Origin of the sequence: Pontibacter saemangeumensis (assembly GCF_039541895.1) — a bacterium.
GTDB classification, from domain to species: Bacteria; Bacteroidota; Bacteroidia; order Cytophagales; family Hymenobacteraceae; genus Pontibacter; species Pontibacter saemangeumensis.
In genome coordinates, this window is sequence record NZ_BAABHC010000005.1 from 194,573 (window position 1) to 207,097 (window position 12,525).

Annotated in this window: 8 protein-coding genes; 4 read left to right on the top strand and 4 right to left on the bottom strand. The window is 51.6% G+C overall.

Annotated elements, in window-relative coordinates; all coding sequences use genetic code 11:
* Nucleotides 1-124: 124 nt before the first annotated feature.
* From ABD920_RS07110 to ABD920_RS07120, 3 genes are all read left to right on the top strand, one after another.
* Nucleotides 125-2,977: a glycosyl hydrolase gene (locus ABD920_RS07110; RefSeq protein ID WP_345157863.1), complete on the top strand. Its 2,853-nt coding sequence runs from the start codon at nt 125-127 to the stop codon at nt 2,975-2,977.
* A 156-nt stretch (nt 2,978-3,133) separates the two neighbouring features.
* A complete protein-coding gene (locus ABD920_RS07115; protein ID WP_345157864.1) occupies nt 3,134-3,919 on the top strand; it encodes a polysaccharide deacetylase family protein in 786 nt (261 codons plus the stop codon).
* A 262-nt stretch (nt 3,920-4,181) separates the two neighbouring features.
* Nucleotides 4,182-4,955 (top strand): rhamnogalacturonan acetylesterase, encoded by a 774-nt coding sequence (locus ABD920_RS07120; protein WP_345157865.1) that lies wholly within the window; start codon nt 4,182-4,184, stop codon nt 4,953-4,955.
* Between the two features lie 45 nt (nt 4,956-5,000).
* Here ABD920_RS07120 and ABD920_RS07125 read toward each other — a convergent pair whose 3' ends face one another.
* The 3 genes from ABD920_RS07125 to ABD920_RS07135 all read right to left on the bottom strand — a co-directional run bounded on the left by ABD920_RS07125 (nt 5,001) and on the right by ABD920_RS07135 (nt 8,125).
* Nucleotides 5,001-6,068 (bottom strand): hypothetical protein, encoded by a 1,068-nt coding sequence (locus tag ABD920_RS07125; protein ID WP_345157866.1) that lies wholly within the window; start codon nt 6,066-6,068, stop codon nt 5,001-5,003.
* A 459-nt stretch (nt 6,069-6,527) separates the two neighbouring features.
* Nucleotides 6,528-6,656 carry a hypothetical protein gene (locus tag ABD920_RS07130; RefSeq protein ID WP_345157868.1) on the bottom strand — a complete coding sequence of 43 codons (129 nt, stop codon included), beginning with the start codon at nt 6,654-6,656 and terminating at the stop codon, nt 6,528-6,530.
* Nucleotides 6,657-6,682: 26 nt separating this feature from the next.
* Complete coding sequence (locus ABD920_RS07135; protein WP_345157870.1) at nt 6,683-8,125, bottom strand: glycoside hydrolase family 28 protein; 1,443 nt, start codon at nt 8,123-8,125, stop codon at nt 6,683-6,685.
* Nucleotides 8,126-8,680: 555 nt separating this feature from the next.
* Between ABD920_RS07135 and ABD920_RS07140 the strand changes: the two genes are divergently transcribed.
* Nucleotides 8,681-10,240: a sialate O-acetylesterase gene (locus ABD920_RS07140; protein WP_345157871.1), complete on the top strand. Its 1,560-nt coding sequence runs from the start codon at nt 8,681-8,683 to the stop codon at nt 10,238-10,240.
* Between the two features lie 364 nt (nt 10,241-10,604).
* Here ABD920_RS07140 and ABD920_RS07145 read toward each other — a convergent pair whose 3' ends face one another.
* Nucleotides 10,605-12,485, bottom strand: a complete 1,881-nt coding sequence (locus ABD920_RS07145; protein ID WP_345157872.1) for a rhamnogalacturonan lyase — start codon at nt 12,483-12,485, stop codon at nt 10,605-10,607.
* Nucleotides 12,486-12,525: the final 40 nt, after the last annotated feature.

Here is a 12,525-nt window from a genome sequence, read left to right on the forward strand (position 1 = left end):
AACCAGGAACGGAGAGCTAACGAAGCTGCTATAAGTAAACCTTATTCCTATGCATTAAAAAGTAATCCTGTTCCCGAGATCACGTTGAATTATGAAATCAAAACAGCCGCTAAGACATTACATCATGCATCAAAATAAATTGCTCGCTGCCCTTGTTTTGTGCGGCACACTGCTCACCAACTGCCGTCAGCCACAGGCATCAGAAACAGCTTCTGCTGCAGGAACTGCAGCACAGGCCGCCGCAGCATGGCCGGACATCAAAAAGGAGCACAGACCCTGGACGCGCTGGTGGTGGATGGGCAGTGCCGTGGACGAGCAGAACATCGAACGGCTGCTGGAGGAGTACGCCGCCGCTGGCCTGGGCGGGGTGGAGATAGCGCCTATATACGGAGCAATGGGGCATGAGAGCAGGTACATCGATTTCCTCTCTCCCGCGTGGATGCACATGCTCGATTTCACGGTGAACAAAGCCGATAGCCTGGGCATGGGAGTCGATATGACGCAGGGCACGGGCTGGCCCTTCGGCGGTCCGCAGGTGAAGCCGGAGCATGCCGCCACCAAACTCATCGTGCAGACCTATCCGCTAAAAGGGGGGCAGACGCTCAAAGAGACCCTTGAAGTGCAGGACCCGAAGCAGCGCGAGCTAAACCCAAAACTGCAGGCCGTGATGGCGTACAGCCTTGCGGGCGAAGTAGTGAATGTAACGGACAAAGTAGGCCCGGACGGAAAACTGAGTTGGAAACCGGAAGCGAGCAACTGGACCATCTATGCCGCTTTCAGCGGGAAGACGCGGCAGATGGTGAAGCGGGCCGCCCCCGGGGGCGTCGGGTATACCCTGAACCACCTTTCCGAAGATGCGGTAGAAACTTACCTGGAGCGGTTTAGCAGCGCTTTCGGAGAACAGAACTATGGTGTCAGAGCCTTTTACAACGACAGCTACGAAGTATATGACGCCGATTGGTCGCCAGATTTCTTTGAGGCGTTCCGGGAGCGCAGGGGATATGACCTGCGCCCGTACCTGCGAGAACTTGTCAGCGAAGCGCATTCCGACACCGTTGCCCGCCTGAAGTCCGATTACCGCGAAACAATGGGTGAGCTGCTGCTGGACCATTTCTATGAACCTTGGAACGCGTGGGCGCACCAGCGCAACAGCATCACCAAAAACCAGGCGCACGGCTCACCGGGCAATTTGCTGGACTTGTATGCGGCCGTAGACATCCCGGAGTGCGAAACCTTCGGCTCCAGCTACTTTCCGATTCCGGGTCTCCGCCGCGACAGTGCCGATGTGCGCAACGTGGATCCGGACCCGATCATGCTCAAGTTTGCTTCTTCGGCGGCACATGTTACAGGCAAGAAACTAGTGTCAAGCGAAACTTTTACCTGGCTGGGGGAGCACTTTAAAACAGCCTATTCCCAGATGAAACCGGAAGTAGAGCAGGTGTTCCTTTCCGGCGTTAATCATGTGTTCTACCACGGCGTTACCTACTCCCCGGAAGACGTGGCGTGGCCGGGCTGGCTGTTTTACGCTTCCCTCAACCTGACGCCTGCCAATAGCCTGTGGCCGCAGTTTAGCGGGTTCAACAACTACATTACGCGGGTGCAGTCGGTGCTGCAAGCAGGCAGTGCTGATAACGAGCTGCTGGTCTACTGGCCGATCTATGATGTGTGGAGTAAACCCGAGGGGATGGAAATGCTGATAAAAGTGCATGACATTGACGAGTGGCTTCACCCAACACAGTTCTACAAGCAGTCGAAACAACTGATGGAGGCCGGTTACTCCCTTGATTTTGTCTCTGATAAAATGCTGCAGCAAGCCAGCGTACAGGAAGGTAACATCATGACGGCTGCCGCGGCTCCCGCGTACAGGGTGCTGGTCATCCCGCAGAGCGAACACATGTCGGTGGAGACGCTCGAAAGGGTGATACAACTTGCTAAAGAAGGGGCTACTGTTGTGGTGGAGGCGTTGCCGGACGATGTGCCGGGCCTGCATAACCTGGAGGAAAGAAGACAGGAGCTAAACCAACTGAAGGCCTCACTGGCGTTTACGGATGCAGGGAACGGTATCCGGCAAATGAAAACAGGAAACGGGGAGATACTGCTTGCCGGGGATGTGCAGCAGGCATTGGCGTACAAAGGCATTCAGCGTGAGGCCTTAACGGATACCGGGCTGAAGTTCACGCGTCGGCAGGTAAACGACGGGAAATACTATTACCTGGTCAACCACACACCCAAAACCGTCGACACGACCATTCCCCTGAACGTGACGGCGCAGGCTGTGGTGCTGATGGACCCGCAAAGCGGCAACGCCGGGCTGGCCGCGTCCACCACGGAAAACAACAGGACAGTGGTAAGGGTGCAGATGAAACCGGGGGAAGCGCTTATCCTTCATGCCACATCAGGCCAGGCACCGGGTATGGTGGCGTGGCAGTACCTGGAGAAAGCAGGGGCGCCGATAGCAGTGAACGGTGACTGGGCCCTGCGATTCACACAAGGCGGTCCCGCGCTGCCTGCCGACCAGAAAATGAGCCAACTGAAATCCTGGACGGAGCTTGGCGACAAGAAAGCTGAAGCCTTCTCGGGCACAGGTGAATATACCACCACCTTTGAGATGCCTGCCAAAAGTGCAGAAGAGTATGTGCTGGATCTGGGTAAGGTAAATGAAAGCGCGCGTGTCTGGATCAACGGGCAGGAGGTAGGAATCCTGAACAGCATCCCGTTCGAGACAAGGGTAGGCCAGTATTTGAAGCCGGGTAAAAACACGCTGAAGGTAGAGGTGGCCAACCTGATGGCGAACCGCATCCGGGACATGGACCAGAAGAAAATGGAATGGCGGAAGTACCATGAGATTAACTTCGTGAACATTGACTACAAGCCTTTTGATGCTTCGGTATGGAAACCCATGCCATCCGGTTTGCTGGGGCCGGTCACTATTACACCCTATACTACAGCTGCCGCAAAGGAGGTTGGTTTAAGGTGAGTAGTTGTGAGGCGGGGCGGATGTTGCATCATGCTGAAACATGCGCCGGGTTACCTGAAAAGCATAGGTTATTTGAAGCAGGAAAGGGACCTCGCCTCAGCACCGCCATATAGAGTATATATAAGAACTATGATGAAACCGTATTCAGTGTTATGCGTGCTTCTTGTACTCACGCTCTATATAGCTTCTGCCTGTACGGCATCAGGCCAGATAGTCCGGAAGCAGGTGCCGGATAAAGTGGTGGTGCTCACTTTTGATGACGGCGTGGCCTCTCACGCCACCTTTGTGGCGCCCCTGCTGAAGAGGTACGGGTTTGGAGGCACTTTCTTCGTCTGTGAATTCCCGCCTGATTTTGAGGACAAAACAAAATACATGACGTGGGAGCAGATACAGCAGCTGGATAAAGCGGGTTTCGAGGTGGCGAACCATACTAGGAACCACACCCACGTCACCAAAATGAGCAAAGCCGAGTTTGTGGAGGAGTTAGCCTATATCGAGGAAAAATGCGCCGAACTGCAAATCAGAAAACCCCAGACCTTTGCCTATCCGGGCTACAGCACCAGCCCGGCCGCCATCGAAACGCTAAAAGCGAAAGGCTACCTGTTTGCCCGCGCCGGAGGCAGCCGTCCCTACGACCCGAACACGGACCATCCTTACCTGATACCAAGCTACAGTACCACAGGTGATGACAAGCAGCGGGTATTAGAAGCACTGCAACAAGCGAAGGCCGGCAAAATCGTCGTGCTGACCGTGCATGGTGTGCCTGATACGGCGCATGACTGGGTGACTACGCCCCCGGAGTTATTTGAGGAGTACCTGGCCTATCTGAAAGAAAACAACTATAAAGTGATTGCCCTGCGCGATCTAAAGCAGTATGTGAATGTGGAGCAGGCACTAATCGAAATTGAGCCCGTATTCACAAACCTTATGAACAAGCCATAACGACCTGCTGCTATAAAAACTTGGTATATAGCTAAAAGCGAAACCGTTTCCAGTTTTTCCTTGAGGCGCCTCGAGAGTTTCCGGTGCCGCGGGAGCGGCAGCCGTAAGGCAGGAAACGAAAGCAGCGCTGAAAGGGAAAACGAGGCCTCTCGGCCCGAGAGCACCACTGCCAACTATAGAACTTAGAGGAAGTAAGTCCAATGGGATGTACAGCAGTCGAAGGCATAGGCAGAATAATTCTCATTTCACATTATGATTATATATGATAAAAACGAATATGCTTCAAAACCTGAAAATTCTTGTGCTCTGCCTGCTCCTGGTGAGCTTTACGTTTCCTGGAAAAGAGAAGATAACCATCTACCTGGCAGGTGATTCTACCATGCAAACCTACAAAGAAGCTGAGACGCCGATGCGGGGCTGGGGCCAGTACCTGGGGCAGTTCTTTGATGAGGACGTGATGGTGGTAAACAAAGCCATCGGCGGGCGCAGCACCCGTACCTTCCTCAGCGAGGGGCGCTGGCAGGGCATCGTGGATGCGTTGCAGAAAGGCGACTGGGTATTCATCCAGTTCGGGCATAACGATAACTCCAGCAAGCCAGAGCGCCATACCGCGCCTGAAGATTACCGGGATAACCTGCGCAAGTTCGTGAACGAGGTGCGCGCGAAGCAGGCGAACCCGGTGCTGCTGACCTCCATCACCATGCGCCGATTTGATGAACAGGGAAAAGTAAATACCGCCATCGGCCCATATCCAGACATTACGCGGGAAGTAGCCACCGAAATGAAAGTGCCCCTTATTGATTTAAACCAGAAAACCGGAAACTATGTGCAGGCAATGGGAGCGGAGGCAGCTAAGGAACTCTATATGTGGCTGGAGCCGGGAGAGCACCCGAAGTACCCAGACGGCCTGCAAGACGACACCCACATGCAGGAGCCCGGCGCCCTGAAGGTGGCAGAACTGGCGGTGGAAGGAATAAAGGAACTTAAGCTGAAGCCGCTGGTGAAGAACCTGAAAAAGCCTAAACTCACTAACTAATTCATATTCATATGACTTAAGCAGTGTCGCCCTTGCCGTATATTTTCACCGGAATTCAACAACCTGCTGGTTTTTTCGAAATAGTATCTTTGCAATTTCTCCGTTTTCCCAATAATCTGCTATATGCTCTTTTTGCTTTTCGGTTAGCGGTCTTACTTCCTCATTTAGCTGTCTGGCATAAGCATTGGCTGCTAAAATATCGTAGTAGGGGCCATTGTCGAATCCGACTAAATCCGATAAAACAGCTTTCACACTTGCTAACCAAGAAGGGATATCGCTTTCTCCTATTTCAGGGAGCCCTATTATCTTATTTTGGAGAATTTCTTTTTGAAAATGCAGAAATTCAGAAGTTTGCAGATACTGCGGGTCATTAAGATTAAAATCTTTCAGGAAACTATAATAGGATCTGTCAATCTTTTGTATACCTGGTTTATTGCTTCTGTCGCAAGTTGAGTTTCGATAATTACGAATCATCGCATCTTCATAGTCAAAGACATGTGCTACATACATGTTTAAACGAAAATCCTTGGACAGAACTCCTTTTAATTCTTTTGAAATTAATGTATCATTATTTAAAATCTCTATTCTTTCTGATATAATAGTCTTCGCGTGATTCAGAAAATAATCTGTGCTTTTGTCATACAAAGGTTCCGGTGCCTTGCTATGCTCAGAGGAGGCCATTTTAGGTATGAACTCTACGCCTCGGATCATATCATATTGCGTCATGTTTGCTGGCGTAACGTCAATATTTGCGCTATGAAAATCTGAATCATAAGCAATTTCAAGATTAGTAACACCACCACTTGTCAATTTAGCATAAAAGGGCATGTGCGGATTTAAACTTGTGTTTAAGCCAATCAGAGAAATAGCGGTTTCAACATCAATGTCAAGAGAGAACTTCCCTGACTGATCAACGAGCGCTTTATATTGAACAATCTCTCCCGAAATTGGATGTGTAACAAAAGCATTTACATAAATGCTATCCTTGCTGGTATCGTTCGGACTTGTTATGCTTCCTGTTAATTTAGCTGTTCCTGCTGTTATTTTAGCTGTACCTGCTTCTATAGTAGTTGTATCTGTTACCTTACTAACAGACTGTCTGCACGATAACAACAACAAAAGGCTGAGTAAGTATATAAGGTTTAATTTTATTGTTTCAGTTATAGTTTTTAATTTGAACCTAATAAACCTTTCTTCAAGACCCGTTAGAATTAAGTGTTCTGTCGGTAAACATTTTTTATAATTGCTATATGGTAGATAGTAGTAATACCTTATAAATAGCGGATATGCGTGAACATAGGGTTATCTGCACTATGTATGGAAGCGATTTTGCCTTTTCTTCCGAATTCGTGCAGTACTTGCTTGGGTTAAAAAAACAATTTTATATCCTCATCTTCCAATCAAGATAGAAAGGTTTTGTTAAGGCTCCTAATCAAACTTGTTATATATACTTCTCCTATATATCCACCCATAAAACAAAAAAACCGGTGTTACCCGGTTCTTCTTGTTAAAACTCTTCTGTCATAAATAATGCGGAGTACTCCTCGCAGCCCGGGCAGTGGAGAATGAAATCTATTGATTTTGGTACTCCAGCTTTTCCCAATGCAGCTGTTCCTCTTTCGGCAGTTCCTCAAAACTGAATTCATCCACTGCCGCGCCGCATTTTCTGCAATTGTTTACCCCGACTTCGGCCTGTTCCATATATGGCAGGCAAAGCAGCACGTAAATTACAGGCCGATGTTCGTGCTGTTCTTGACGTCTATTTTGCTGCCATCCTGCGTGTCGATGTCCACATCCTCGAACGTCCAGTTCCTGGCATGAGAGATTTCTCCTGCTGTTTTAGCGTCAATCTCCATGTCGCGCAGGTGGAAATCTTCTATATAGGATTGTGGAATTCCGGCAGCGGAAATAGCCTTGGCGGCATCTTTTACCTTTATATCGGAGATATATACCTCCCTGAAATTCGGAATGCCGCGCTCTTCCGGCTCTACCTTCTGCAGCATGGTTTTCCAGTGCTGCGGGATGGTTTCGTAGGTATAGCCCTCCGGTAAAGTAGAATAACTGTAGCTCGGGTTCCAGTTCATCGACACCTCAATCGGTACCCTGACGCCGTCCATCTCGATGTCCTGTATATAGATGTTCTCTACGGTGCCGCCCCGGGTGGTCGCCGACTTAAAACGAATGCCTACACCGGTGCCCTTGGCCTTCAGGTTGTGCGCCACTACGTGCCGGATGCCCCCGGATGTTTCGCTGCCAAACGTGATGAGCCCGCCCCCTGCCCGCGAAATGCAATCGCGGATTAAAATGTATTCTGTGGGCCTGTTTACCCGCAGCCCGTCCCAGTCGCGGCCCGCTTTTAGGCAGAAGTTGTCGTCGTTGCAGTCGATGTCGCAGTTCTGCACCAGTATATAGGAAGAAGAGTCTATATCAATGCCGTCGGTGCTGGGCCCGTGCCCGTCGATGTTGTTTTGAATCACCACGCCGTCCACGGTTATATGGTCGGAATACAGGATATGAATCGTCCAGAAACCAGCCTGTTTCATCGTAATGTCTTTGATGGTCACGTCAGAAGACTCGGAAACCAGCAGCGTACGCGGGCGCTTGGCATCGTAGTCTACAATCCAGCGCAGGCCCTTTGGCTCGTACTCCTTGCGCATGTTCCAGTATAAGTCCCAGAACGGCTTCCCCTGCGCATGCACCACGCCTTTCCCCGATATGGCTACGTTTTCCTGGTCCAGCACATTAATCAGCGCCGAGGGCCACCTCATTTCGATGCCCGCCACACGGGTGTCTATCTCCGGGTAGTCGGCCAGGTTCTGGCTTCCTAATAGCTGTACGCCTTCATCTATTCGCAGATGCACGCCTTTTTTTAAATAGATGGAGCCGGTGAGGTAATCGCCGGGTTTGAACGTGACGATACCCCCGCCTTTGGCGGCACAGGCATCGATGGCGGCCTGAATGGCTTTGGTGTTGAGCGTTTTGCCGTCGTTTACCGCGCCGTATTTTGTCACTTCATATACCTTCTTTTTAGTGGGCATCTTTTTCGCGCCCACTTCCTTCAGCCATGCCAGTTTCGGCAGATCGTCTTGCTCAGGTTTCCCCTGAAAGCTGATAAAAGCGAAGGCGCATACGAAAAGCAGGACCAAGGTGATAAAGCTATCATGTCTCATAAGGAAGTTCTATATAGGGCGGGTGCTAAAATTCAGAAGCAAAACTGTTGTTTTACCACTCTCTAAATTAGCTAAATGAGGTAGAATTCCTATCCTGCGCTGTCCTGTCCCTGCGGCAAGAAAAAAGAACGTGCCGAGTCAGCATTTATGCGCTTTCTTTTGCTGCTATACTTTCATCAATTAGGTTTTACGCATACTCGCTGTGCAAGCATGTTCGAACCACCCCTGCCCCTCCTTGTCCAAGGAGGGGAGCTTTTCTTACTCCTTCTCCTTTCTTCCGTGACTCAAGCTATATATCAAGTGCATGATTATATATGGTGAGTTTCAAACTGTAGAATTCATCTAAAATACCTTCAACTATAATCTTTGAAGTTTGAGGAGGCAGCAGTAGACTCCCCTCCTTAGACAAGGAGGGGCAGGGGTGGTTGGATAGATATGTAGAATCCATTCGATACTGCTGCAAGCCTGCAAATTTATGCCGGCACCCTATACCACAGGATAGTCTTGTGAGCAGGACACCTTATATTACGTTCAGATAGACAAAAGCGAAAACAGATGGATAGAAGATTCAGAGGATGCCTTGGGTTGTGCCTGCTGCTGTTACTGCCCCTGAGCAACAGGTTGTATGCTGACATCAAACTTCCTGCCCTGCTTGCCGATCACATGGTCCTGCAACAGGACACAGCGGTTACGCTGTGGGGCTGGGCCGACCCGGGAGAAACGGTGCAGGTGACCGGAAGCTGGAATAACAAAGCAGCAAAGGCCGTCGCGGACGCAGCCGGTAACTGGCAGGTGAAACTGCATACGCCAAAGGCAGGAGGACCTTTCACGGTTCGCTTCAAGGGGAAAAACGAGATACAGCTGGAAAATGTGCTGGCGGGCGAAGTGTGGATTTGCTCAGGACAGAGCAACATGCATTTCCCCGTGGCACCGATTGAAAACTCCGGATGGGCAACGGGTGTGGTGAACTATAAAGAGGAAATAGCAAAGGCAGACTATCCCAAAATCAGGATGTTCACAGTGGCGCGTGAAGTAGCCGATGAGCCGCAGCAGGATGTGGAGGGAAACTGGCAGGTCGCCAGTCCGGCCACCGTGGGAGATTTTTCGGCCGTGGCCTATTTCTTTGCCCGGGAGCTATATGAAAAATCCGGCCTTCCAGTTGGTTTGATAAATACCTCCTGGGGCGGAACACCCGCAGAAGGCTGGACACAAAAGAAAGTGCTGGAGTCGGACGCCGACTTCCGGCCGATATTGGAGCGGTATGCGGAGGATGTAAAAAAATTCCCGGAGGCGATAGGTGTATATAAGCAGGAACTGGAACAGTGGAAAGAGGAGGCAGCGGAAGCGAAGGACAGAGGCGAAAAGCCTGCGGCCACCCCGCGCGAGCCGATGGGGCCGACGCATCACAAGTCTCCCTACAAACTTTATAACGCCATGATTGCGCCGCTGCTGCCCTATACCATCAAAGGGGCCATCTGGTACCAGGGTGAGTCCAATGCTGACAGAGCCTACCAGTACCGGAAGCTTTTCCCGGCCATGATTGCGAACTGGCGGCAGGGCTGGAAGAGCGATTTTCCGTTCTACTTCGTGCAGATTGCCCCGCACCGCAGCCAGCGGCCGGAAATCCGGGAGGCTCAGTTGCTGACCATGCAGACTATTCCCAACACAGGCATGGCCGTGATCACAGATGCCGGGGACTGGCTGGACATCCACCCCCGAAACAAGCAGGTAGTCGGAAAGCGCCTGGCATTGTGGGCGCTGGCAAAGGATTATGGGCAGAAGAACACCGTCTACTCCGGCCCTGTTTACAAATCGATGCAGGTGACAAAGGGCAGGATAAAACTTTCATTTGACCATATAGGCGGGGGTCTGGTAGCGAAGGGGGGAGAGTTGACAGAGTTCACCATTGCCGGTGCAGACCAGCAGTTTGTACCCGCTAAGGCGAGGTTAGAAGGAAATAAGGTCGTGGTCTGGAGCGATGAGGTGAAGAATCCGGTGGCGGTACGCTTTGCATGGGAGCGCATACCGGAGCCGAACCTCTACAACAAAGCCGGGCTGCCCGCCTCGCCATTCCGCACAGATACCTGGTCAGCCGAAACGTACGGGAAGAACTAATGGATTAGCTTTTTGTAATGTGAACTCGAGAATTTATTTAATGCGATTCACTGAAATAAGGTTGACTACATATAAGAATACATTCACTGGCTCAAGGCTAAACTGTTTCCAGTTTTTCCTTGAGGCGCCTTGTAAATGTTGCGGTGCCGCGGATGCGGCAGCCTGAGCAGAGCGAATAGAGGGCCCCCACCCCCGGCAGCTTCAGTTACACAGCACCGAGGGGGAAAACGAGGCCTCTCGGCCAGAGAGCACCAAAATAAACTATGGAACTTAAAAGGATTGAGTCCAGTGGGATGTACAGCGGTTAAAGGCATAGGCAGAATAATTCCTGAGGCTACGTGTTAGTGACCTGTGCCAAATTTATTTATAAACGCTTGGTTCGCTTCTGATTGGTACCTGTTTTTTGGGAAGTTATAATATTCGGGCGGGGCGGCTGCTTCATGCCGTGCCCCAGAAAGTAGCTGGTATGCGGCGGCTGGTTGTAGCCCACGTTTTGCCAGGCAACACTCAGGCGGTACTGCGGGTTATGCATCAGGGTATACAGGCGGTGCTTTGTCGGGATGGTGGTGGTATAGATGCGCAGGCTTTGGTTATCCTCCGTTCTGAAAATCACCTCCTCGCGCCAGTCGCCAAACAGGTCTGCGCTTAAGGCGGGCGTCGCTTTGGTGTCGTTGTTGGAGGTGCATTCTTCAGCTGTCAGTAACCGCACCTGTTGCTCCTGTTCATAATCCCACTTGTCGATGTAGTTGCTGTTGAGCAGTTCCCGCAGCAGGTCGCCGTCCCACCAGATGGCGAAGTTCGTAGCAGCAGGGCTTTTGCTGATTCGCTCGCCTTTTACATTATACAGGCCCTTGTCGCCGTTCCACCACATTTCAGCGCCGGGGTTGCGTGGGTCGATGTCCGCAGCCAGGCCGCGCCCAACATCCTGCCCTTCTTCGCCTCCCCAGATAATCTCGCCTGTCCGGGCGTTGTACAGGGCAACGCCATACCCTGATTCGCTTGTTTCGTTCTCATGAATTCCCCACACCAACTGGTCGGGGTTGGCCGGGTCGAACTGGCTTACGTGCAAGGCGTCGCCGTGGCGAAGGCCGGTGGAGTAGAGGCCTTTGCCCGTATCGTCTAACGCCATCGCGCCATATATAACCTCGTCTTTTCCGTCGCTGTCTATATCGTTTACGCTCAGGCTGTGATTGCCCTGGCCGGAAAAAGGATTCTCTCCGTCTTTTGAATCAAACACCCAGCGTGAAGTCAGTTTGCCGTTGCGCCAATCCCAGGTGGCTATCACGGACCGGCCGTAGTAGCCGCGACACATCAGTACGCTCGGCAGCTCACCGTCCAGGTAGGCGGCTCCGGCCAGAAAGCGGTCTACCCGGTTGCCGTCGCAGTCATTGCCTCCGTTGCCGCCCACGCCGCCCCAGCCGCACAAATCACCCCGGCCGGGTATGAAATCGGCGGTGGCGAGCGCTGCGCCTGTTCTTCCGTCAAACACAGTGAAATATTCCGGGCCCTGCAGGATCAAGCCGTTTTCATCGCGCCAGTCTTTGGTGGCATCGCCCATCACTTTGCCTGTTCCGTCTACAGTGCCGTCGGCAGTTTTGCAGGCGAATTCCGCAATGCCGTCGCCGTCCATGTCTATCACGATGAACTGCGTGTAATGTGCGCCTTCCCGGATATTCCTGCCCAGGTTTATCTTCCAGAGCAGTTTGCCATCTAAGGTATAAGCATGAAAAATCGGTTCGTCGGTCAGGCCGTTGGATGAATTGTCGCGCCCGCGCCCCGTCATATGGACGATCAGCTCATATTGCCCGTCCCCGTTGAGATCACCTACCGAGGCATCGTTCGGGGAATACCCTTCCGGCGTTTGCAGCGGAACAGTCAGGTAGTTCCGGCTCCAAACCGCTGCGGCTTCGGAGGCTTCCCCTTCTTTCCCGTTGAGCACCGGCCGCACAAAATAAGCAGGAGAAAGGTTGAGGGCGGCATTAGTATCTATATAGTTCGTGCTCTCGGTAATAGGTTTCCTGTTCAGCTTCACAGGCTTTTTATTGCCTATTTTCCGGTAGAGGTTGAAGGCTGTTTCTGCAGGTTCTGTCCCGAGCAGGCGCCAGCTCACAAACACAGAATAGTCACCCGTTTGCACGGCCACCACGCCCCGGTCGAGGTATTCCATTTGCCGCTGTGCCGTTGCCTGTGCCAGACTCAGCAAAAGGAAAATGCCTGACAGAAATATTGTTTTGGTTTTTCTCATCGTGCCAATGGGTTTATATAGGAGGAGCCTTTGCGGAGGG